The 25,016-nt window shown below is 38.5% G+C and carries 18 protein-coding genes; 9 read left to right on the forward strand and 9 right to left on the reverse strand.

The genetic code is table 11. From position 1 onward, the window contains the following. Positions 1 to 311: 311 nt before the first annotated feature. A complete protein-coding gene (locus tag EV194_RS07590) occupies positions 312 to 1,313 on the reverse strand; it encodes a sugar ABC transporter substrate-binding protein (RefSeq protein WP_132433437.1) in 1,002 nt (333 codons plus the stop codon). Between the two features lie 227 nt (positions 1,314 to 1,540). On the opposite strand from EV194_RS07590, the gene EV194_RS07595 reads away from it, so the two are divergent. Next, the gene (locus EV194_RS07595) at positions 1,541 to 3,337 is read left to right on the forward strand and encodes a methyl-accepting chemotaxis protein (RefSeq protein WP_132433438.1); all 1,797 of its coding nucleotides are present in this window, start codon (positions 1,541 to 1,543) and stop codon (positions 3,335 to 3,337) included. Positions 3,338 to 3,504: 167 nt separating this feature from the next. Beyond that, a complete protein-coding gene (locus tag EV194_RS07600) occupies positions 3,505 to 4,959 on the forward strand; it encodes a hypothetical protein (RefSeq protein WP_132433439.1) in 1,455 nt (484 codons plus the stop codon). Here EV194_RS07600 and EV194_RS07605 read toward each other — a convergent pair. Next, positions 4,940 to 5,308, reverse strand: a complete 369-nt coding sequence (locus EV194_RS07605) for a YraN family protein (protein ID WP_132433440.1) — start codon at positions 5,306 to 5,308, stop codon at positions 4,940 to 4,942. The genes EV194_RS07600 and EV194_RS07605 overlap by 20 nt on opposite strands. 41 nt (positions 5,309 to 5,349) lie before the next feature. Then, positions 5,350 to 6,264 carry a S66 peptidase family protein gene (locus tag EV194_RS07610; protein ID WP_132433441.1) on the reverse strand — a complete coding sequence of 305 codons (915 nt, stop codon included), beginning with the start codon at positions 6,262 to 6,264 and terminating at the stop codon, positions 5,350 to 5,352. A 154-nt stretch (positions 6,265 to 6,418) separates the two neighbouring features. Here EV194_RS07610 and metG point away from each other — a divergent pair, with 154 nt between their 5' ends. Next, complete coding sequence (metG, locus tag EV194_RS07615) at positions 6,419 to 8,452, forward strand: methionine--tRNA ligase (protein ID WP_132433442.1); 2,034 nt, start codon at positions 6,419 to 6,421, stop codon at positions 8,450 to 8,452. Between the two features lie 129 nt (positions 8,453 to 8,581). On the opposite strand, the gene EV194_RS07620 is transcribed toward metG, so the two are convergent. Beyond that, entirely contained in the window at positions 8,582 to 8,767 is a 186-nt protein-coding gene (locus EV194_RS07620) for a hypothetical protein (RefSeq protein WP_132433443.1), read from the reverse strand. 383 nt (positions 8,768 to 9,150) lie between these two features. Here EV194_RS07620 and EV194_RS07625 point away from each other — a divergent pair, with 383 nt between their 5' ends. Further along, positions 9,151 to 11,136: a DUF4954 family protein gene (locus EV194_RS07625; RefSeq protein WP_132433444.1), complete on the forward strand. Its 1,986-nt coding sequence runs from the start codon at positions 9,151 to 9,153 to the stop codon at positions 11,134 to 11,136. 15 nt (positions 11,137 to 11,151) lie between these two features. After that, positions 11,152 to 12,987 (forward strand): glutamine--fructose-6-phosphate transaminase (isomerizing), encoded by a 1,836-nt coding sequence (gene glmS / locus EV194_RS07630; RefSeq protein ID WP_132433445.1) that lies wholly within the window; start codon positions 11,152 to 11,154, stop codon positions 12,985 to 12,987. 197 nt (positions 12,988 to 13,184) lie between these two features. Here the strand turns inward: glmS and EV194_RS07635 are convergent, their stop codons facing one another. From EV194_RS07635 to galE, 3 genes are all read right to left on the reverse strand, one after another. Next, positions 13,185 to 13,415: a hypothetical protein gene (locus EV194_RS07635; protein WP_132433446.1), complete on the reverse strand. Its 231-nt coding sequence runs from the start codon at positions 13,413 to 13,415 to the stop codon at positions 13,185 to 13,187. 219 nt (positions 13,416 to 13,634) lie between these two features. Continuing rightward, entirely contained in the window at positions 13,635 to 14,687 is a 1,053-nt protein-coding gene (gene rfbB, locus EV194_RS07640; protein WP_207915939.1) for a dTDP-glucose 4,6-dehydratase, read from the reverse strand. A 90-nt stretch (positions 14,688 to 14,777) separates the two neighbouring features. Then, positions 14,778 to 15,806, reverse strand: coding sequence for a UDP-glucose 4-epimerase GalE (galE, locus tag EV194_RS07645; protein ID WP_132433448.1), 1,029 nt, complete (start codon positions 15,804 to 15,806; stop codon positions 14,778 to 14,780). A gap of 912 nt (positions 15,807 to 16,718) precedes the next feature. On the opposite strand from galE, the gene EV194_RS07650 reads away from it, so the two are divergent. From EV194_RS07650 to EV194_RS07660, 3 genes are all read left to right on the forward strand, one after another. After that, positions 16,719 to 17,672, forward strand: coding sequence for an HU domain-containing protein (locus tag EV194_RS07650; protein ID WP_132433449.1), 954 nt, complete (start codon positions 16,719 to 16,721; stop codon positions 17,670 to 17,672). A gap of 357 nt (positions 17,673 to 18,029) precedes the next feature. After that, positions 18,030 to 18,314, forward strand: a complete 285-nt coding sequence (locus EV194_RS07655; protein WP_165921826.1) for an FAD-binding oxidoreductase — start codon at positions 18,030 to 18,032, stop codon at positions 18,312 to 18,314. A gap of 33 nt (positions 18,315 to 18,347) precedes the next feature. Then, entirely contained in the window at positions 18,348 to 18,698 is a 351-nt protein-coding gene (locus tag EV194_RS07660) for a ferredoxin reductase domain-containing protein (RefSeq protein ID WP_262708655.1), read from the forward strand. A 250-nt stretch (positions 18,699 to 18,948) separates the two neighbouring features. On the opposite strand, the gene EV194_RS07665 is transcribed toward EV194_RS07660, so the two are convergent. Then, positions 18,949 to 19,926 (reverse strand): calcium/sodium antiporter, encoded by a 978-nt coding sequence (locus EV194_RS07665; RefSeq protein WP_132433452.1) that lies wholly within the window; start codon positions 19,924 to 19,926, stop codon positions 18,949 to 18,951. A 247-nt stretch (positions 19,927 to 20,173) separates the two neighbouring features. Here EV194_RS07665 and corA point away from each other — a divergent pair, with 247 nt between their 5' ends. After that, positions 20,174 to 21,310, forward strand: coding sequence for a magnesium/cobalt transporter CorA (gene corA, locus EV194_RS07670; RefSeq protein ID WP_132433453.1), 1,137 nt, complete (start codon positions 20,174 to 20,176; stop codon positions 21,308 to 21,310). Between the two features lie 75 nt (positions 21,311 to 21,385). On the opposite strand, the gene nifJ is transcribed toward corA, so the two are convergent. Then, complete coding sequence (nifJ, locus tag EV194_RS07675; protein ID WP_132433454.1) at positions 21,386 to 24,925, reverse strand: pyruvate:ferredoxin (flavodoxin) oxidoreductase; 3,540 nt, start codon at positions 24,923 to 24,925, stop codon at positions 21,386 to 21,388. Between the last annotated feature and the right edge of the window lie 91 nt (positions 24,926 to 25,016).

A 25,016-nucleotide genomic window follows, 5' to 3' on the forward strand; every position in this document is an offset into this window, starting at 1 on the left:
TTTAAAAGCAAACAACAATATGATTAACTAACATTTTGCAAGAATAACAATGATAAATTTTTTACAAAATTATATTTACATAAAAAGAATCCCAAGGCTTCGGGACAAGTTCTCCCGAAACTTCTGGAACAACAAAACAAAGGAATAAACCATTTAAGAATTTAACTCAATCGACACCCGGGTAACTAAGCAAAGCGACGAATCTTAAATTAAACCTACAACTCACGATTAAAAACCATCCTAACACCTTTAACTTTTTTGTTGAATACTTAGGATACCGAGTTTATATACTTATAATTAAATTAGAAAGACTAATTTCGTATTTGATTCCAGGTGTATTGCCCAACGTTTATCAATTCCTCTTCAATACTCTGCCTTGTAATGGCAACAGAATTCATCCTGTAGGTTGGGATTTCAACAAAGCCATTAAATGTTTCCCAATTAGCCAACCTTGATGATCTTTCTCCATTGAGCATTTCAAAAGCCAAATCTGCAACACGATATCCCAAAGCCCTATGTGGATGATAAACAGTAACAGTCATATTGCCATTATACACCTGACGCACAGCCTCAAGTATAGCATCCTGACCAGTCACAACAACATCACCTTCAAGACCATATTCTGACAAAAGCTCGATAGCGCCCACACCCATCGGATCACTACAAGCAATGACTGCATCTATATCCGTTCCATGTGACTCCAGTATTTGTTGTAACTCAAATTTGGCTCGTGTTCCACTCCAATTCTCCACAAAGGTACTATATATTAAATTAATTCTACCAGATTCGATATGAGGAGCCAAAATTGAATCGATGTGCTGCTTCAGTTCAAGTCCATTTCTATCAAACCGATCGCCTCCAAGCACAATATAATTACCAGTAGGTTTTAACCTTAATGCTTCATCACAAAAGATTTGCGCTATTTGCTGATTATTTCCAGTTATGAATAAATCATAATCTGAATTATTAATAAGTCTGTTATAGGCAATTACTCGCACACCTCTGCGCTGAGCGTCTCTTACCAAAGGTGCAATTGTATTACCGTTTACACATGCAATAATTAACATATCCACACCTTCATCAAGCAATTCATAACCCTGTCTTAATTGCAATGCATCATTGTCTTCAGCAGAACGAACGATAAAATTAACGCCTAATTCAGCAAAACGCTCTCCCATAAACCGTCCTTCATTAACAAATCGGACCCTGTCCTCAGACGGATTAAGATATGCTACGGTAAAATCGCTTCTCTTACTGCATGAAGACAGCAATATTAAAGAAATTAAAACCAAAATACTTAGAAAATGTCGCATAATTAGTAATTAGAAAATTGGTAATTTTAAAACCTTATCACGAAATCACACGTAAAGATTGTTAAATTTTTACAATATTTGCAACAATGGCTTTCAACAAAAAAATTGCACATGTGAAGATAGCAAATATAAAAGAAAACTTTAATTTTACCTGAATCAAAGGATTAGTTTATTAATCAATTTTAAGAAACCAAATCATAGCATCCTTATACAAAAAAGTAAACATCATGTCAATTGCAAAACTTTGGAACGACCTCAGCATCAGAAAAAAAATAGGAACCGGATTTTCGTTAATCATAGGAATTACATTATTAACCGGCTTATTTTTAATCATTAACCTCTACTCCATTTCAAGGCAAACCAACGAAATGGCAGAGGTACATATACCTACGGTCAATGCATCAACCCAATTGATGCGCTTTTGGCATGAAGCAAGTGAGAGTGCCAGGTCATATGATTTTACTGCAAACAAGCATTTTTTGTTTGAGAACCAGATCGCTATGACAAGAATGTTGAACGCTCTTAATGATTTAACCATTCTTGTTGAAGACCGAAAGGCAGAACTAGAACAACAGGGAGTCTTTATTGATTTATTAAATCAATTTGCCAGAGAATACAGTCAAACGCGAAATGATTATGAAAATGCAGCGAATGATTATGAAACCATCGCTTTACAATTCAGGGAAAGATTGATGGCAATAAACAACAATTCGCTATCTCTAAGGAGTTTTAATCAGGCACAAATACTTGCCCGTTTAAATCATTTAGTCAGCCAAATGCAACTAAACATCATTGACCGAGATGGTCTAAACTTGAGAGATCTGAGAGATTCGTTTGTTGAGCAGCGTGAAACTATAAATCAAAACCAGGTTTCAGGGGAGTTCAGAAATGACATAATTGAAATATGCAATCTGGCTATCAGAACCATAGATGGTTATTCTACGCTCAGACTGGCAGAATTGAAAGCCTTTGAAGCTGCTAAAAATGTACTATGGGAAGTGCGTGCAACCACTGATATCGGAGTAGATCAAATTATGGTTGTTAGTGATATAAGTAACCAAATCACCAGTAGACAAACAACCATCCAGTTAACAACCATAATTCTTTCTTTATTATTAGGATTGATTCTTATAATTCTGCTATCCAATTCAATAAGCAAGCCAATTACGGAAGGCATAGAGATGGCAGAAAAAGTGGCAGATGGTGACTTAACTGTGAAGCTTGAACAGAACCGAAACGATGAAGTAGGAAGATTGGCTAAGGCCTTAAACCATATGACATCTAACTTAAACAATCTGGTTTCGGATATCATTGAAACTTCTGAATTCATTGTAAGTTCTAGCGAATCGTTACAACAAAAAGCACTTGATTTGGCCGAGGGAGCTAACGAGCAGGCTTCTTCCACAGAAGAAGTATCTTCTGCTATGCAGGAAATGCATGCCAATATAGAACAAAACACAGAAAATGCCAGAGAAACTGAAGGGTTATCATCAAAGGCAGCATCGGAAATGAGTGAAAGCAATAAGAAATCCAAAGAATCTGCCGCAAATCTTGAAGATATTACAACCAAAATAGCAGTCATAAAGGACATCGCTTTCCAAACCAATATTCTGGCCTTAAATGCGGCAGTAGAAGCGGCACGTGCAGGCCAGGAAGGTCGCGGATTCGCAGTTGTGGCAGCTGAAGTAAGAAAACTGGCAGAAAGAAGTCAGGCTGCAGCACAGGAAATTACTAAGGCATCAACCACCACAATAGAATCTTCAAACATTTCTACGGCATTACTCGATTCCATTACCCCTCAAATTGAAAAAACAGCCGAATTGATTCGAGAAATATCCGCTGCATCATCGGAGCAGGTGAGTGGAGTTCAGCAAATAAATCTGGCGATACAGGAACTGAATCAGGTTACGCAAAGAAATGCGGCCAATGCAGATGATATCAACAATGCTTCCACAATGCTTCAAAGCTATTCACAAAGACTGCACAAAGCAGCCAGTGCCTTTAAAGCAACCAAAACGGAATAATTATAAGAGTTTGATAAAAACTACCTTAAAAAACTGAATATCTAATATCCATGCGTAATCAGTTAAAAATTTAATCAGGCTCAATGTTTAATAAGCTATTTTATGTTGCGATAACGTAAACAATCAGATCTAAACTACATTTGTATTTTTGAAGAATTAAAAATGGAATGATTGAAATAACTTCTATCTTAAAAAAAAATATAGTTCAAAAAAGCATACCTTTAATAATTGGAATGCTAATATTCATAATTAGTAGAAACTATTTTTTCTTTTGGGATACCATTTCTCAAATATCCATACCGGCTAATTGGTATTTTGATAATAACTTCAAAAGTTTTTGGGTACCTGATGAAAGTACAACTGGCCACCTTCCAGTATTACCTCTTTATGTGGCTTTTGGATGGAGTTTACTCGGGAAATCCATCGTAATAACAAATCTACTTTTTGTACCATTTGTTATTGGAATAATCTATCAGCTAAAAAGTCTTTCCGAAAAGGTTTTTCATGACAATATTGTTCTTCAGAATCTATTAATGCTACTTGTATTGCTTGATGCAACTTTGCTGTCGCAATTGAGCATGATAACCCCCGATACCCCACATATTTTTTTTTACTTACTTTCAATTAATGCGATATTGTCAAACAAAAGAGCATTATTAGTTTTTGCAGTAACTCTTATGGGACTAGTCAGCATGCGTGGAACGATGACCATTGGAGGCATAACTATATTTTATCTATTGTATCAATACTCCTTTAAAAAATTATCAATACGTGAAATATCTACAATTATTTTTCCAGTTTTTATAGTGGGAATTGCATATGGACTTCATTACTTCACTAAAGGCTGGGTTGTTCATAATATAAACTCAAGCAATTGGAGTTCATCATCTGAATTGGTAGATTTTTCACATCTGATAAAAAACATCATTGTATTTAATTGGCAATTAGCTGACTATGGAAGAATAGTTCTTTGGTTCATTAGCTTCTATGGATTGTATAAAATAATAAGAAACAAGCAAGCATTTGACAATACGACCTTAATATTGCTTGTCCTTATTGCGACTCAAATCATTATTTGGTTTCCAATTACTATAGCACATAAAAACCCTTTTGGGCACAGGTATTTTTTGCCAATAATAGTATTACTCCCCTTTTTAACATTACATCTTATCCATAAATATTTTAATAAAACACACTTATTAACAGCAATTTCTTTTATTGCTCTCACAGGTGGCTATTTCGTTGTTTACCCCAAGAAAATAGCTCAAGGATGGGATGCTACCCCTGCACATTGGTCTTATTACTCTTTAAGAAAAGAAATGATTAGTTATTTAGATAATCAGTCCATTGACAAAAACAACGTCAGTAGTTTTTTTCCAAATCTTGCATCAAGTTATCATATCGACCTGGACACCATTAACACATTTAATTTCAACAGGTTCAACAACTTAAAAAGCCAATATGTTTTTTACTCAAACGTATATAATATGTCTGATGAAGCAATAGATTTACTTTTTCACTCTGACTCATTTAAGAAGAAACATATCCTAAAAAAAGGTCAGGTTTATATAATTCTCTTTGAGAGAAAACAAGACGATCCTCCTACTCCACCTGTGCCGTAAAAGCATTTTCAATATGTTCAATTTCCCAATTATCATCATCAACAGGCATGCAGGTTACCACATCAAATCGCATACGGTTATCTATTTTGTTGCGGTTTAAAAACTCATCAGCCGCAAGAACCAAAAATCTGATTTTCGATTGGGTAAGACTCTCTCTGGGGTGTTCCCACTTAGAACTTGTTCTGGTTCGCACCTCAATTACGACTAGAATTTCTCCATCGTAAGCGATCAAATCCACCTCCTTATGTTTAAAACGCCAATTTCGGGCAACTATCCGGTAGCCTTTATCCACCAAATATTCAAAGGCTTTCTGTTCGCCAAGTTTTCCTAATTCATTGTGATCAGCCATTATTTTTAGGTTGTTAGGTTTGAAGATTAGTGTTTTGAGTTTTACAATGAATTTAGAAATTTTAATCTGGATTGATTGTCGCAAACTGAAAGTTGCACCTTTGCTCCCAAGAGCAAAGGTTCGTTTCGCACATCATGCCCGGCAGGAAATCCGAACATAACCGGAAAATCATAATCTTTCACTGCATCCATTACAATCTCATTTGCCGTGGAACCAAAGGGTGTCGTATTATCGGTCATATCGGTCATTTGTCCCACAACCAATCCTGATAAGGCAGACAATTTTCCTGAAATTTTAAGTCCCTGCATCATCCTGTCCAGATGGTAAAAATGCTCTCCGACCTCTTCGACAAACAGAATTTTTCCCTTTGGATGAAAATCATAAACACTTCCCTTTAAGGCAGAGAGCAGTGTGAGATTTCCACCGATTAAAACACCTGAGGCCTCTCCAGTTCTGTTTAATTTATGAAAATCGATAACATAATTCGGAATTTCACCTTGCACCATATTCCACAAAGTCTTTACACCAGAGAATTCGAAATTACCTTTCTCCAGGTTTTTCAACATGGGACCATGAATAGAAACCATTCCATGAATGTTTTGCAAAGCAGAATGAAATGCAGTGATATCACTAAAGCCAACCAACCACTTTGGATTCTTCTTTAAATGAGCCCAGTCAATTCGATTCAATAAACGCATGGCACCATATCCTCCACGGGAGCACCAAATCATCTTAACTTCGGGGTTATGAATCATCTCGTTGATATCCGCCACTCTTTGCTCATCTGTACCGCTAAACTGATTCCATGCACCTGACAAACAAGCACCTTGTAAATAACGAAAACCGGCATGTTCAAGAAAGTTCTCGGCAAGAGTGACAACTTTATGAGCAATTTTTCCGGCAGGGCTTATCAGCCCAATGGTATCGCCTTTTTGTATATAGGGAGGAATAATCATTATTGAAAATGTTTAATTATCTTTGTGAAGTTATTAAAAATAAATTTTCATCCGTAATTAATTATAAAAATTTGGCCGGATGGAACTCGTCCCGAAACCTCGGGACTCGTTTCATTAAAGAAACCCCGGTTTTATTTTGGATTCAAAATATTCTATGACACAATTTAAACGCACTCTAGTAACAACAGCACTTCCATATGCAAACGGACCAATTCACATTGGTCATTTGGCTGGCGTATATGTGCCTGCCGACATCTATGTTCGCTACCTCAGGCTTAAAGGAGAAGATGTTCTTTTAATTGGTGGTTCGGACGAACATGGGGTTCCAATTACTTTAAAAGCAAGAAATGAGGGTATAACACCGCAAGATGTGGTTGATAAATACCATGGAATTATAAAAAAATCCTTCTCTGAATTCGGGATTTCGTTTGATGTTTACTCAAGAACAAGCAGTGAGGTGCATTATGAAACCGCCTCTCAGTTTTTTAAAACGCTGAACGAAAAAGGCGAATTCCTTGAAAAAGAGAGCGAACAATATTACGATGAAGAAGCCGGCCAGTTTCTTGCCGATCGATACATTATGGGAACTTGCCCCCATTGCCATAAAGAAGGTGCGTACGGCGATCAGTGCGAAAGCTGTGGAACATCTCTTAACGCCACAGATTTAATCAATCCAAAATCTACCATATCAGGAAAACCACCTGTAAGAAAAAATACCAAACACTGGTATTTGCCTCTTGATAAACATGAACCTTTTCTTAAGCAATGGATTCTTGAGGATCATAAAGAGTGGAAAAGCAACGTGTATGGCCAGTGTAAATCATGGATAGACCTCGGACTTCAGCCACGTGCAGTAAGTCGGGATCTCGACTGGGGAGTGCCAGTTCCCGTTGAAGGGGCAGATGGAAAAGTTCTTTATGTGTGGTTTGATGCCCCAATCGGTTACATCTCGGCAACACGCGAACTGACACCTGAATGGGAGAAATACTGGAAAGATCCCGAAACACGTCTCTTGCACTTCATTGGTAAAGATAACATTGTATTCCACTGCATTGTATTTCCCTCCATGCTGAAAGCTGAAGGTAGTTTTATTTTGCCCGACAATGTGCCGGCCAATGAATTCTTGAATCTTGAAGGTGATAAAATATCAACCTCACGCAATTGGGCGGTGTGGTTGCACGAATACCTTGAAGATTTCAAAGACAAACAGGATGTATTGCGATATGTACTGACAGCCAATGCACCTGAGACCAAAGACAACGACTTCACCTGGAAAGATTTCCAGGCCCGAAACAACAACGAGCTGGTTGCCATTTTAGGGAACTTTGTTAACCGAAGTATGGTTCTCACGCACAAATACTACAATGGTGCCGTTCCAACACCCGGCGCATTCACTGATTTTGACAACGAAACTCTCGACGCCATTTCAACATACGTTGAAAAAACTGAAAACGCTTTAAGGAACTTCAAATTCAGAGAAGCCATAAAAGAAGCCATGAACCTGGCCAGATTGGGCAACAAATACCTGGCCGACACAGAACCCTGGAAATTAATTAAATCTGACGAAGGCAGAGTACCTACCATTATGTATGTCTCGCTACAAATCACTGCAAATCTTGCCATTCTTCTGGAACCATTCCTTCCCTTCTCTGCTCAGAAACTTCGCAACATGTTAAACATGAGTGAAGTTGATTGGAGTCTTTGTGGTAAAAAAGAAGTTCTGGCTTCTGATCACCAAATTGGAAAAGCAGCTTTGCTTTTTGAAAAAATTGAAGACACCGAGATAGAACAGCAACTAAACAAACTAAAAGAATCAAAAACTGCCAACGAAGCAGCAGGAAAGCAATCGTCACCTGCCAAACCAGACATCAGCTATGATGAATTCGTAAAAATGGACATCCGCACCGGAACCATTCTGGAAGCAGAGAAAGTTCCAAAAACAAAAAAACTGATGAAGCTTTTAGTTGATACCGGATTAGACCAAAGAACTGTGGTATCGGGTATTGCTGAGTTTTTTGAAGCAACTCAAATCATTGGTCGACAAGTATCAATTTTGGTAAATCTTGCTCCCCGTAAAATAAAAGGAATTGAATCTCAGGGTATGATTCTAATGGCCGAGGATGCTGATGGAAAGCTGGTTTTTGTAAGTCCTTCAGAAAAAGTAAAAAATGGGTCGGAAGTGAAGTAAATTCAATTTGTTTCCTGAAAATATCAGAATTTTAATTTAAGAGAAAAGCCTGAAAGCTTTTCTCTTTTTTATTTAATCAGATATTAAGGACGAAGACATCTGCCAGTCTTCTCATTTCTTGCAAGTGAATCATCTTATTCTTAAATTTAAGTCTCTTATAACGTATATTTTATCATCAATTCCTTTGTCTATAAAAGAGGAAATATCTCCAGATCTTCCAAACCCTAATACTATTTTTTCTTTACATACTGCTGCTGTCCATGAAAATATTCCATTAATCAAAAGTTTCATGCATTTAATAACAATTTCTGCCATTAGGCAGTTTATTGTCATATATTTGTTAATAACAAATAATTAAAGAAATGTTTTGTAACCTTAATAACACATATACGAAACATTAATGCAGCTTTTCTTATTATTTAACGTTACTAATTAATCATAATAATCTATTATGCTGAAATCCTCTACCATTTCGGCACAAACAACATAATCAATTATATATCAGCACACAGCATGCCAGAACTGAGAATAATACCTATTATTGTGATTGGTGATAAAACAGACAAAACCCTTTTGAATGCTTTTTTAACATTTTGTTTGGTTGCTTTTTTCTTTTAAATGAGTTTCGTTTTGTTTTTTTCTTCCCATTCATATCATCTTTTTTTTACATTCGATCCGAAAATTAAAGCATTTATCATATGACCTATCGAAAACTAACAGAAGAAGAGATTAAAAGCCTCATATTAAATGGATCTTTCTGCGAAGATTGGAGTACCATTGAAGTGCACTCTGCCTTTTCTCCTCATAACATTCGAAATGTTTCGTTTTCCGGGCATGTAAAAATCGGACTTCTATTAAAGAAATTCACCTCACCCGGTGGAGTGCCAAAACAGTCCGGGATATATAATGCCACAATTCATAATTGCATTATTGATGATGATGTGTACATAAATCAGGTGAAAAATCATCTTGCCAATTATCACATTAAAAAAAATGTGATAATTGAAAATGTGGATTCATTGTTTGTTTCGGAAGAGACATCCTTTGGAAACGGTATACGAGTTGCCGTTTTGAACGAAACCGGCGGAAGAGAAATAGCCATGTATGATGAACTTTCAGCCCATACTGCCTACCTAATGGCATTTTATCGTCATAGACCAGTCTTAATTGACCAGTTACTAAAAAAGGCCGATGATTTTGCAAAGGGGGTTACTTCTGCCATGGGTACTATTGAAGAGGGAGCTCACCTGGTCAATTGCCGTACCATTCAAAATGTGCGAATTGGCAAACACGCCTTTATTGAAGGCGTTTACCGACTTGTAAACGGAACCATCAACAGCAGCCTGGAAGATCCGTCTTACATCGGACCTGGAGTTATAGCCCAGGATTTTATAACTGCCAGCGGAAGTGAAGTTACCGAATCATCTATGATTTCGAAATGTTTCGTAGGTCAGGGAACTGTTTTGGCAAAACAATACTCAGCTGAAAACTCTGTATTTTTTGCCAATTGTCAAGGTTTCCATGGAGAGGCTTGTTCCATATTTGCTGGACCATATACTGTTTCACATCACAAATCAACGCTACTTATTGCCGGTTATTACTCCTTTCTAAATGCAGGAAGCGGTTCAAACCAGAGCAATCACATGTACAAATTGGGGCCAATCCACCAAGGTGTAGTTGAGCGGGGAAGTAAAACCACCAGTGACTCATATTTGTTGTGGCCTGCCAAAATCGGAGCATTTTCACTCGTTATGGGACGACATTATCGTAATCCCGATACCGCAGATCTTCCTTTTTCCTATTTGATTGAAAACACTGATGAGAGTTTTCTTGCTCCGGGAGTAAATCTCAGAAGTATTGGAACCATTCGTGATGCCCGCAAATGGCCCCGCAGAGACAGACGAAAAGACCCAGTACTGCTTGATGCCATTGTATTTAACCTGCTTAGTCCCTATTCAATTCAAAAAATGATAAAAGGGATAAAGGTGTTAATTGATTTAAAATCAACCTCTGGCCCAACTTCTGAGTACTACATGTACAACAGTGTGAAAATCACGGCATCTGCACTCGACAGAGGGATTCAGATGTATCGCATTGGGATCACAAAGTTCTTAGGTAATGGCTTGGTAAAAAAACTTGAATTGGCTGATTTTTCAAACCGGGAAGAGATGTTAAAAGCCATTGCTCCGATAAGCAAACAAGGTTCAGGAGAGTGGGTTGACATGGCTGGTTTGCTGGTTCCAAAGGAAGAGGTAGATCAATTGGTAAATGACGTTGAAAAGGGAATTGTAACCACAGCAGGTGAATTAAACAAACGTTTTGTGAGTTTCAAAGATCACTATTTCGACTGGGCATGGAACTGGATTGTCCCACGACTGAAAACTGAAGCAGGCCTTGATGTTGAGTCTGTATCTGTTCAGCAAGTAATGGACTACGTGGAGGAGTGGAAAAATGCTGTAGTAAAGCTGGATCAGATGATGTATGAAGATGCCCGAAAGGAATTTACACTAAAATCGCAAACCGGATTTGGTATAGATGGAAAGGAAGAGACCCGAATGTGCGATTTTGAGAACGTAAGGGGCGAATTCACCAGCCACCCTGCAGTTACTGACATACTGGAACATATTGAAAAGAAAAGCAACCTTGCTTCAAAGGTATTGGATAAATTAAGTAAGATTTTATAATTAAAACAGATAGTTATGTGTGGAATTGTTGCATATGTAGGGGATCGCACAGCTTATCCCATATTAATAAAAGGACTTCAGAGATTAGAATACAGAGGTTATGATTCTGCAGGAATTGCTTTGCTCAATGGTCAGACTAATGTTTATAAATGTAAAGGCAAAGTAAAGGATTTGCAGGCCTTATCGAAAGATAAGGAAATATCCGGGACTGTTGGCATGGGGCATACACGCTGGGCAACTCATGGAGAACCGAGTGACCATAACGCACATCCACACAGATCGATGAACGGAAAGTTCTTCGTTGTTCACAATGGCATCATTGAAAACTACACTCACCTTAAAAAGGAGCTCTCCAACAGGGGATACAAATTCCAAAGCGAAACGGATACCGAAGTACTGGCAAACCTGATAGAGAACATTTATCTTGAAAAATCGGTGAGTGCAGAACTAGCAGTTCGCCTTGCACTAACAAAGGTTGTAGGAGCCTATGGGTTGGTTATTTCATGTGAAGATGAACCTGGAATGCTAATTGCTGCGCGTAAAGGAAGTCCCTTGGTGGTTGGCGTTGGGGAACACGAGTATTTCCTTGCATCAGATGCAACCCCAATTGTTGAATACACCGATCAGGTTATGTACCTGAACGATGAAGAGGTAGCCGTCATAACCAGGGACGGACTGGATCTAAAGAACCTTGAAAACGACAGCAAAACGCCTGATTTCAAAAAAATCACACTATCAATAGATCACATTGACAAAGGAGATTATGAGCATTTCATGCTAAAAGAGATTCATGAGCAACCCATGTCGATTCGTGATACATTCCGTGGCCGTGTTGCCATGGATGAAAGCAAGATCTTTCTTGGAGGAGTTCTCGATATTATGCCTCAATTAATAAAAGCCAAACGTATAATAATCGTGGCATGTGGAACTTCATGGCATGCTGGTTTGGTTGGGGAGTATCTCTTTGAAAAATACGGCCGCATACCTGTTGAAGTGGAATACGCATCTGAGTTTCGTTATCGCGATCCAATCATACAGGAGGACGATCTGGTAATTGCAATTTCCCAAAGCGGAGAAACTGCAGACACCCTTGCTGCCATTCGAAAAGTCAGAGAAACGGGTGCAACAATCCTTGGAATTTGCAATGTGGCAGGTTCATCCATCGCACGTGAAACCGACGCAGGTGTATACACCCATGCAGGCATTGAGATTGGGGTAGCGTCAACAAAAGCCTTTACTTCCCAAATCACCGTATTAACCATGATGGCTCTTTTATTGGGAAGCAAGAGACAGGTACTGCCTGCCTCAGAGTACAAAGAATTAATTCATGAACTGATTCAGGTTCCTTCTAAAATAGAAGAAATACTGAAACAGGAATCGGAAATAGAGAAGATTGCCGCTGTTTACAAAGACGTGACCAACGCACTTTATATGGGGCGAGGAATTTTATTTCCAGTAGCACTCGAAGGGGCTCTAAAGCTAAAGGAAATCTCCTACATACATGCTGAAGGATATCCTGCTGCAGAGATGAAACATGGTCCGATAGCTCTAATCGATGAAAACATGCCTGTTTTCGCTCTTGCTGCCAATGATCAGTCATACGAAAAAATGGTTAGTAACATTCAGGAAGTAAAAGCACGCAAAGGGAAAGTGATAGCCATTGCAACAAAAGGCGATAAAGGGATCAGAAAAATGGCCGATCATGTAATAGAAATTCCTGAATGCCATGAGGCAGTTTCGCCTTTATTGGCAGTTGTTCCTCTTCAAATTCTATCTTATCATATTGCCGTTATGAGAGGTTGTAATGTAGATCAGCCTCGCAATCTGGCAAAATCTGTAACGGTAGAATAGATAATAGCAGGAGATATTAAAAAACGAAGTTGTCCTGAATTACTACAGACAAGTTTTGGGGGTTGAGAAAAGTAGATATAACAGGTTCTACCTGTTATATTTAGTCTGCAATAGTTAAATTGTCTGTAAAGGGAGGTCACAGGACAACATTGTTTTTTGGATCAGGGGTTGTTGATATTTTTATAGAACAAATCGTTTTACAATATACTTATTGCACCAACAGACATAAAATACTCTATTTGTTGATGTTTCAAAAATCTATCAAGTTCTTGAATTGTATCCGGTTGTTCCTGATGATGGATTAAATCAATTGAAGTTTTTTGGAGTTGTTCCTTCCCGAGATCATCTGCTTCTGAATAATTAGATGCAATAGACAATACAGATAGAGCAACAACAGCCGAGGTTAGGTGTACTATTTTTTTATGCATTTTCGGATTATAATGGGTTATTAAATTTACTACAGTAAAAATAGCAAACTTTACTGAATAAAATATTGCAATTTTGTGAATGGTCAGTTTTGCCTTATTAATATCTGAATTTTATTGATGAAAGTTTGAACAAATTAAGATTTGTTCAAACAAGGTTGATAGTAATACAACAAAAAAGGAACATTTTATTGTTCCTTTTTTGTTGCAGTATTTGAAGATCTACCTGTCCCCATATTGGGTATTGTAGTATGATTCATATTCTCCGGAGAGAATCCTGCTCATCCATTTCTGATTGTTTAAATACCAGTCAACAGTTTTTTCTAAACCCTCTTCAAACTGTAAGGAAGGCTTCCAGTTCAACTCCTTCATCAATTTTGACGAATCAATGGCATATCGCTGATCATGACCGGCACGGTCTTTCACAAAAGTGATGAGCTTTGCCGACTCACCTTCTGCCCGGTGGAGGGCTTTATCCATAATTTTGCATAGAAGATGTATCAAATCGATATTCTTCCATTCATTTAATCCGCCAATGTTGTAGGTTTCTCCATTTTTCCCATTGTGAAAAATCTCGTCAATGGCGGATGCATGATCTTCAACAAAAAGCCAATCACGAATGTTATCTCCCTTTCCGTATATTGGAATTGGTTTGTTGTTTTTTATGTTATTTATAGCCAATGGAATAAGTTTTTCAGGGAACTGGTTAGGGCCGTAATTGTTTGAGCAGTTACTTATGACCACAGGCAAACCGTATGTATGAAAATAAGCCCGTACCAGATGATCGGAACTGGCTTTGGATGCAGAATAAGGACTTCTTGGGTCGTAAGAGGTTGTTTCGGTAAACAATCCAGTTTCCCCCAATGAGCCATAAACTTCATCAGTAGAAATATGATAAAAAAGTTTATCCTCAAATTGATCTTTCCACTGCATGCGAGCAGCATTCAACAGATTTACAGTTCCGATGATATTGGTTTGGATAAATTCTAAAGGATTACTTATGGATCTGTCCACATGTGATTCCGCAGCCAAATGAATGACCCCGTCAAAATTATGCGTGGCGAATAACCGGCTAACAAGCTTTGCATCTGTGATGTCACCTTTAACAAATTCGTAGTTTGAGGCATGCTCTATGTCAGTCAGATTTTCCAGATTACCCGCATAGGTTAAAGCATCCAGATTTACAATCTGATAGTTGGGGTATTTCTTCACCATTAATCTTACAACGTGCGACCCAATAAAGCCGGCACCTCCTGTAATTAATATGTTTTTCATTATTCTGTTTTTGTTTTGATGATGTTAAACACCTGCAAAAACGTAAATTTTCCGGTGTAAAGCAATAAATCGATGTAATATTCCGAAAACTTAATCTAAATTTCTCACATTTTTCTCCCATTCCCACGCTGATAGAAGCGTCTCCTCAATGCTCTTTTGGGCTTTCCATCCAAGTTCGGAATTGGCATAGGAAGTATCGGCCCATATTTTTTCGATATCCCCAGCCCGACGATCAGTAATCTTGTATGGAAGATTAACTTTATTCACTTCGATAAACGTTTTCACCAGCTGCATCACAGAAAATCCGTTACCGGTTCCAATGTTGAAGAATTCGTAGTTTACTTTCTGTTTGCCTTCAAGTAAACGGTTAATTGCTACCACATGAGCCTGCGAAAGATCAACTACATTGATGTAATCTCTTATGGCAGTACCATCGGGAGTATTGTAGTCATCGCCAAATACAGAGAGTTCCTTTCTTATTCCGGCTGCTGTTTGTGTAATAAATGGAACCAGATTGTTGGGTAGCCCAAGCGGCAGTTCACCAATAAGTGCCGATGGATGAGCACCAATTGGATTAAAATACCTGAGAGCGATACTGTTGATTTCAGGGTTTACTTTGCTGAAGTCGCGCAATATATCCTCGCATATGGCTTTTGTATTACCATATGGGGATTCGGCAGGTTTGCGTGGTGTGCTTTCGGTTACGGGGAGCTTATCGGGCTGACCGTATACAGTACAGCTGGAGCTGAATACCAGATGTTGAATTTGATGTCTTTTCATGTTTTCCAACAAATTCATCAGTGAATTAAGGTTGTTTTGATAGTAATCCAAAGGTTTCTGAACCGATTCTCCAACTGCCTTGTAAGCGGCAAAATGTATAATGGCTTCAATTTTATTATATTTTTCAAAGAAATCTGATGTTGATTTTTTACAAGCCAGATCAAGTTTTTCAAAACCTGGTTGTTGTCCGCTTATTTTTGTAATGGCGTCTAACACCTCAATATTTGAATTGGATAAATTATCAATGATTACCACTTCAAACCCAGCTTCCTGTAATTCAACTACCGTATGAGAACCTATGTAACCGGTGCCTCCGGTTACCAATATTTGCTTTTTCATTTTTCAGACCTGATTTAATTATGATGTATCAATTTCATCTGTTTATAATTTGTTTTTTATAGGCCAGATGGAACTCGCCAATAATCATTGGCTACGCCGATCTTGGATTCTCCTGTGTGAGAACTTTTTCTCATGGCTCGTTTCATCTGTTAAGATTTTGTTTTTTATTTGTCAGATGTAACATCCGTGAATAATCATTCGCCTGTGTGTCACTTTTACTAGATATGGATGTTTCATGTGTCTATAATTTGTATTTTAAGGTTCCCGAATACTCGGGATGGAACTCGCTTTCATAATCATATTTACTTCGACTGGCCTCAGAACATCGCCTTTGTGAGAAATGCTTTGACTTCGTCGATCTGGCGATTCTCAAGGCTCGTTTCATATTATTGAGCTAAACTTTTGTCCGCATAACCGGATCTTAACTCAAAAGAAGACAAGAAATTAGGGGATCGCTTGCTATTAATGTATGATGCGAATTCCATAAAAAAAGAAATCCGGCATTCTATAACATTAATCAGATTCAGACAACCTCATCAATAAATCATCAAGATTTAATGTGTCTATCTCTGTTAATAGTTCGCTAATCTTTTTATTTGCCTAATTATCAAACGTTTAAAAACTCGATGTAACATTACACAATCAACTAATAATAAGAAACTTTCTTGTGTATAATCCCGCTGAGCGGGACTTCGCTGTGTTCAGTATCTTACATCTATAATTCTAAAAGTCTAACGATCTATTCTCTGCAAAAGTACTCAATATAGATAATTTTTGAAGGTTTTATTGATAAAAGAGCGCTCATGAGAGGGAGATTACAGTGGTAGCTTGATAAAAGTAATCAACAATTTTTCAACAGGTGTTAAAAAATAAGGGATGCACATCGTTTAATTTTTATATATCTTTGTAAATATGACAATGATAATTCAACATATATCTTCTCTGTTACACAATCATGATTGTGTAATAGTACCTGGATTGGGTGGTTTTGTGGCAAACCACCGTGCATCTGTTATAAAAGAGGACAAGAATCTTTTTTTACCACCAGCTAAGGAAATCGGCTTTAACCGAAGTTTGATTCACAATGATGGACTACTTGCAAATTGTATTTCAAGGAGCGAGGGAATTAGCTTTGAAGAAGCGCTTATTGCCATAGAAGACTTTGTCTCTGTAGTACGTGCTGATGTTGCAGTTGGCAAGAGTGTAGATTTGTGCGACATTGGAAGTTTGCGAGGAGATGCAATTGGGAATATATTGTTTACTCCCTCAACAACAAATAGTTTTTTACCGGAAGCTTTTGGCCTTGCCTCATTCCGGTTTGAACCTCTTGATTACAATCACACAGTGAAGTTTGAGAGGGAAATTCGTGTCCCAAGAGCGCTAAAACAAAAAACTTCGAGATATTATTGGGGAGCAGTTGCCGCCATGATGGCAGGATTACTGTTTCTTACCACCTCAGAGTTAAAAACACCGGAACTGAATCAGGAAGCAGGCTTTTTAAGCTTGCTACAGCCCACCACGGTTTTCAACAACACAGAAACCCAATCAACTGAGGTTATAGAACCTGTTGAAGTTATCCAAGAAGTACAAGATATTTATACTGCAACCAATAACGTGAAGGCAAAGGCCAACAAGTCTTTTCATATAATAGCTGCCAGTTTTGTAAAACAAGAACCTGCCCGGGAAGCATTACAATCTTTTATTCAGGAAGGATTTACCAATGCTCAGATTCTTGATGACGAGGCCGGAAAAATACGAATTGCCATTGAATCGTTTGAGCATAGAGAAACCGCTATTCAAAAAATGGACTCTCTGAGAAACATGCCCCACTTTAGCTCAGTTTGGGTGTACAGAAGTAAAAAGTAAAATTTCCGACGACCCACAGATACAAATCACATCTTACAAATTCTTTTATTCTTCTGTATTTCAGGAAAACATAATAAAGGCAATATAGTGATAATCACCGAGCAATAAATTTGTTTGGTGATTACTTCTTGGCATGCCAAAATTTAAACCATATCACTGTTTCGTCTTGAGGGATCATTTTCTTCTTCATAGAACTTCCTTTGCAATCTGAGATTATTTTTATCGGCCTTCAAAAAGTGCGATATTTAAACTAAATGCTCCGCAACAAGAGAAATAAGTAATCCATCAGCTTTGAATGGTTCAGAATTTTTCTTAACTTTTAATTGAATTAAAATCAGTTAATTAAAATTTAAAATGATGGACTATATAGTTAAAATCAGCAGCGCTGAATGGATAAATCATGATGTTTTAAAAGTTACAACGAATAAACCGAAGGGGTATACATTTATTCCGGGGCAGGCGACCAATCTTACTATAAACAAGCCGGGACTGGATAAAAAATCAGCACCCTTTACATTTACATCAACCCCCGACAAACCCTATTTGGAATTCATAATTAAAATATACGCCGATCATAATGGGTTTACCAATGAATTACAACAGGTAAAACCAGGGGATGAGCTTAAGATTGGCGATCCCTGAGGTTCCATTGAGCATCGTGGATCCGGCATTTTCATTGCCGGAGGTGCAGGTATTACACCTTTTATTTCAATTCTGCGTCAATTACAAGAGGATTGGGAATCGGAAGAAAACAAACTCATTTATGCCAATAAAACGACAAAAGACATCATCCTTAAAGAGGAACTTGAAAAGATGCCCGGATTGAGCGTGATTCATATTTTATCGGAGGAAAACAATCCTGATTACAAACATGGATTCATTGACTATAAAACTGTAAGTTCTAACATCTCCTCTAAAAATCAGAAAATATATCTATGCGGTCCGGGAAAAATGATGGAGTCCATAGAGATCATCCTGAAAGAGTTAAACATTGAATCGGACAGAATAATTAAGGAAGAGTTTTAAAAAGCAAGTCGAATGAGGGAAAACGCAAAATACATGAAGAAAAACATGGAAAAACAAGGCCTTATCATTTAAATATCTGAAGATTACATCAACAATCTTAATCTTTGTGTTATACTATAGTTTTTGTCGACCGACAATCTCTATACACATCCTATTTAACTGCTTCAATCATATTCACCTCGAAGGGTGAAGATGAAAGATCTGTGAAATAATACATTTGCCACTTCGGGATTATCAGCCCAAACGTATCTCAAAAATGTAGGATTGGATATTTGATCAATCCAGCAGAAAGAAGCATCCAAACCCCATATATCCCCAATAAAATAATAGACTCCCAACGATCGAGCTGCCGCTTTCTGCCTGTAAACATTGCCAGAATAAGGAATACGGTTCCAGCTACTAAAAACAAGAGATCAATATTGTATGAACCAGAAAAGTTAATAGGCATAATAACAGAACCGATTCCTAAAATCCATAAAACATTAAATATATTAGAGCCAATAATATTTCCAATGGCGATATTAACATTCTTTTTGCGCATGGCAACGATTGAAGTTACCAGTTCAGGTAATGAGGTACCAATCGCCAAAACAGTTAAACCTATTACCTTCTCGCTGATATTAATTGCTTTGGCAAGATTTACAGCAGAAGTGACAGAAACTTGTCCTCCAACCAGAAGAAAGCCCAATCCGGAAACGATTAATAACCATCCCTTTTTCTTCGATACAATTATTCCTGTCTTCTGGTCTTCGGTTCTATCCAATTTTGACTGATGAAACAGATATATCAGAAACAGAGTGAAAACAATAAGCATAAATATACCATCCAACCTGGAAACAGAATCAGTACGCGAAGAAATAAAAAAATCATTTCCAAATAGCAAAAGCATTACAACAGCCAATAAAGAAACCGGGATCTCTCTGCGAATGGTCTCTTTCTGAATGGACAATGGCATCATCAGGCCACACACACCCAGAATCACCAATAAATTAAAGTTATTACTCCCTATTACATTAGCGAGGGCAATGTCTGAATGATCATCTATAATAGCCAGTAGGCTGACTACAAACTCAGGCACTGAAGTCCCAAAGGCAACAATCGTAAGCCCAATTAACATCTCAGAAAACCCATATCTACGAGCAATTCCTGAGGCTCCAGCAACAAGCCAGTCACCACCCTTTACTGTAATAGCCAACCCGAAGATAAGCAGTATAACATGTAGCATCATAAGATCAAACAGATCATTTGGATAAAAAACAGATCATATTGAATTAATAATTTGCAAACGACTCCAACAAATGCAGATATAAAAATTAAGCACGAATCACAAAAAAGTATGAAATTAGCGTAACAAACAAATGAACCATTCTTGAGTGAGAAACCAATAACCCAAATCATACGAAACCAACAACTTAAACAAATCATTTTCAAATGAAAGTTCCATGAGACCAGCAAATTAGATTAATTATACACAAATGAAATATAAAACAAAAAAATCAGCAGTTCAAATCCGGGGTCTTTTTGGCTCGGTAATTCAGCACAAAGTAAAACGAAAACCACCAGGTCAGCCACCCGGAACTGTTCTCCACACCGGGATAAAAAAAATAGAAGAGTTAAAAATGACTCTTCATGATTTTGATGAAAACCATTACGAGAACATATCCATAGAAAAAATAACAGACGCAGAAAGATATATTAAAAGTGCATCAAAAACATGGATTCAAATACATGGTCTTCATGACATCGAAAAATTAATGGAAATATGGAACTTTTTTGACATTCATCCATTGGTACAGGAAGACATCGTAAGTGTAAATCAACGTCCCAAAGTAGAGCCATACGATGACATAATTTTTATTGTATTGCGAATGATTAAAGGGGTTAACAACACAAACGAGGAACTACAAACAGAACAACTCAGTATTGTTTTGGGAAAAAACTATGTACTTTCATTTCAGGAGAGTGATGATTCGCTATTTGATCCAATAATACGAAGACTTACTTTGAGTAATACCCGATTACGTAGATTATCCTGTGACTATCTTGCATACGCATTGCTCGATAACGTGGTAGATCATTATTTCTCGGCACTGGACATGACCGGAGAACTATTAGAATCAATCGAAGAACAAGTGATCAGCAATCCTAAGCCAATTAACCTTCGACATATTCATGCATTGAGGAGGGATCTTATCTTTCTTCGAAAATCAGTCTGGTCGTTGAGGGATGGACTAAATAGTTTAATACGTGATGAATCTCCTTTGATTAGCACCGACGTAAAAGTCTTTTTAAGGGATGTTTACGATCACATCGTTCAGGTCATTGACAGTATTGAAAACCATCGTGAGATGGTATTCAGTTTGTACGACATGTACATGTCCGGTCTTAGCAATCGCATGAATGAAATCATGAAAGTGCTCACCATCATCGCCACCATTTTTATTCCACTTACATTTATTGCAGGAATTTATGGAATGAATTTCAATCCGGAAACGAGCCCATTAAATATGCCTGAACTCAACTGGGAATGGGGCTATCCGGCCTCACTGCTCATAATGGCAACGGTAGCTGCCATCATGATGTTTTATTTTAAACGAAAGGGCTGGTTGTAGTCTTAATCTGATGTTAATATCACAAAAAAAGCTGCCCCGTAGGGGGCAGCTTTTAATTTTATCGAAAAGTTTCGACTACTCTACAACTTTGTAATCCACCTCGGCAAGTCGCTTATAAGTGCTGTAACGCCATTTTGCATTTTCCTCAGCAGCAACAAACAACTCTTTTGCTGCATCGGGGAATGCTTTCATCAATGATGTATAACGCACTTCGCCTTTCAGGAAGTCCTGGAACTTACTCCAATCCGGCTCTTTACTATCAAGCACAAACGGGTTCTTTCCTTCCGCTTCCAACATTGGGTTGTAACGGTACAGTTGCCAGTAACCAGCCTCAACAGCTAATTTGGTTTCATTTTGTGCGTTGCCCATACCGCCGCGTAATCCATGACTAATACATGGAGAATAAGCGATAATAACAGATGGTCCGGGATAAGCTTCAGCTTCTTTCAACGCTTTGAAGTATTGAGCCTGATTTGCTCCCATTCCAACCTGAGCTACATACACATATCCGTACGTGGTGGCCATCAAGCCAAGATCCTTTTTCCGGATACGTTTTCCAGCAGCAGCAAACTTGGCAACGGCACCTACTGGAGTCGATTTAGAAGCCTGACCTCCGGTATTTGAATAAACCTCGGTATCCATTACCAGGATGTTAATGTCTTTACCTGACGCAATAACGTGGTCAAGACCACCAAAACCGATGTCATAAGCCCATCCGTCACCACCGAACACCCAAACAGATTTCTTAGCCAGATAATCTTTCAGAGCAAGGATTTCTTTTGCAACGGCATGCTTTTCAGATTCAAGAGCTTTCAGAACAGCATTTGAAACTTCACGGGTTTTACTACCATCATCTTTCGCTGCCAACCACGCTTCAAATGCTGCTTTAGTAGCAGGTGCAACCTCGTTCAGGGAGGCTTTCATTTTAAGTTCAATGCGATCGCGCAACTTGTCAACTGCGGTAACCATACCCATACCGTACTCAGCATTGTCTTCGAATAGAGAGTTGGCCCATGCTGGTCCACGTCCGTCTTTGTCGGCACAATATGGAGTTGCAGGTGCTGAACCACCATAAATTGAAGAACAACCTGTTGCATTGGCAATCATCATTCTGTCGCCATACAATTGGGTAATCAGCTTGATATAAGGCGTTTCACCACACCCAGCACAAGCTCCGGAGAACTCAAACAATGGCTGAGCAAACTGCGAAGCCTTAACGTTCATATCTTTTGCCTGGATGGTATCCTTTATGGTCACCTTCTCAGCCATGTAGTCCCAACGATCAGTCTCTACCATTTGGCTATCCAGAGACTTCATTACCAAAGCCTTTGTTTTTGAAGGACAAACTTCAGCACAGTTACCGCAACCTGTACAATCAAGTACACTTACTTGAATACGGTACTGTAAACCGTCAAATCCTTTCCCGTTTGGCTTAATGGTTACTGTTCCATCTGGAGCAGATGCCAACTCTTTTTCATCCAACAGGAATGGACGGATAGCAGCATGAGGACAAACATAAGCACACTGGTTGCACTGAATACAGTTGTCAGACTGCCACTCGGGAACGTTAACAGCAATACCACGTTTTTCGTAAGCGGTAGTTCCGGCAGGGAAAGTTCCGTCTTCACGCCCTAAAAATGCACTAACAGGCAGATCGTCACCTTTTTGAGCATTGATTGGGAACACCATATCTTTGATAAACTCTGGCAACACTTTTCCATTTCCATTAGACTTGGCATCAGCAAGAGAAGCCCAATCTGCAGGAACTTCAACTTTTGTAACATCCCCTCCTTTGTCAATAGCACTGTAGTTCATGTTAACGATGTCTTCACCTTTCATTCCGAAAGACTTCACAACAAATTTCTTCATCTCATCAACTGCCTGTTCGTAAGGAATTACTCCGGCAATTTTAAAGAATGCAGACTGCATGATTGTATTGGTACGGTTCCCCAACCCAATCTCCTCTGCAATGGCAGTTGCATTAATGATGTAGAATTGAATGTCGTTCTCAGCCATGTAGCGTTTCACATCATTGGGAAGACGATTCTTGGTTTCTTCAACATCCCAGTGACTGTTCAACAGGAATGTTCCTCCCTTTTTCAGTCCCTTAAGCATATCGTAGCGTCCAAGGTAAGCAGGTACGTGACATGCAACAAAGTCAGGTGTATTTACTAAATATGGTGAACGAATTGGTGTATCACCAAAACGAAGATGAGAAATGGTAATACCACCAGATTTTTTGGAGTCGTATGAGAAGTAGGCTTGAGCGTATTTGTCAGTGGTGTTACCAATAATCATAATGCTGTTCTTATTGGCACCTACGGTTCCATCAGAACCTAAACCATAAAATTTACCGGCAAAAGTTCCCTCTGCACTCAAATCAATCTCTGGCAATAATGGCAGAGAAGTAAAAGTAACATCATCAACAATACCTACAGTAAATTTATTCTTAGGCTCATTTCTTTTCAGGTTTTCAAACACAGAAACCATCATGGCCGGAGTTGTGTCTTTTGAAGAGAGACCGTAACGTCCGCTGATGATCATTGGTGCATTTTCCTTACCTTGGAAAAGTTCGCAAATATCAAGATAAAGTGGGTCTCCGTTTGCTCCTGGTTCTTTGGTACGATCCAAAACAGCAATGCGCTTACAGCTTTTTGGGAAAGCTTCGAAGAAATATTTGGCGGAGAATGGACGATAAAGATGTACAGCGATCAGACCTGTTTTTTCACCTTTAGCGTTAAGATAATCTATGGTTTCTTTGATGGTATCGGTAATCGACCCCATTGCCACAATAACATTTTCAGCATCAGCAGCTCCATAGTAATCAAATGGACGATACTTACGACCAGTGATTTCTGAAATCTTATCCATATACTCAGCGACCATATCAGGAATGGCGTTATAGAATGGATTAGCAGCTTCACGACTCTGGAAATAGATATCCGGATTTTGAGCTGTACCACGGGTAACTGGGCGCTCAGGGTTCAATGAGTTATCACGGAATTTCTGAAGCGCCTCCTTATCAAGAAGTGGCTCAAGAGCATCTTGCTCCATCAATTCAACTTTCTGAATTTCATGAGAAGTACGGAATCCATCAAAGAAATGAAGGAATGGAACCCTCGACTTAATGGATGTAAGGTGAGCAACACCAGCCAAGTCCATTACTTCCTGCACACTGCCGGTAGCCAGCATAGCAAAACCAGTTTGACGTGCGGACATAACATCACTGTGGTCTCCAAAAATTGATAGTGCCTGAGCAGCCAAACTACGTGCACTCACATGAAATACTCCGGGTAACAACTCACCCGCAATTTTGTACATATTTGGGATCATCAATAACAGTCCCTGAGAAGCAGTAAAGGTTGATGTTAACGCACCAGCCTGAAGAGCTCCATGCACAGCACCGGCAGCACCGGCTTCTGACTGCATTTCTTCCAACTTTACAGTTTCTCCAAAAATGTTCTTTCTTCCATTAGCCGCCCACTCATCTACGTACTCAGCCATATTGGAAGAGGGTGTAATGGGATAGATAGCAGCCACTTCGCTAAACATATAAGCGATATGTGAGGCAGCATAGTTCCCGTCACAGGTAATAAACTTTTTTGCTTTTGCCATTTGTCTATTCTCTTTTACAGTTTATAAATCAATTAGTTATTTCGCTTTATCGAATTTTATATCTATTAACTCCACTATTTAGATCACACTG

The organism is Natronoflexus pectinivorans (genome assembly GCF_004345615.1).
GTDB lineage: Bacteria > Bacteroidota > Bacteroidia > Bacteroidales > Marinilabiliaceae > Natronoflexus > Natronoflexus pectinivorans.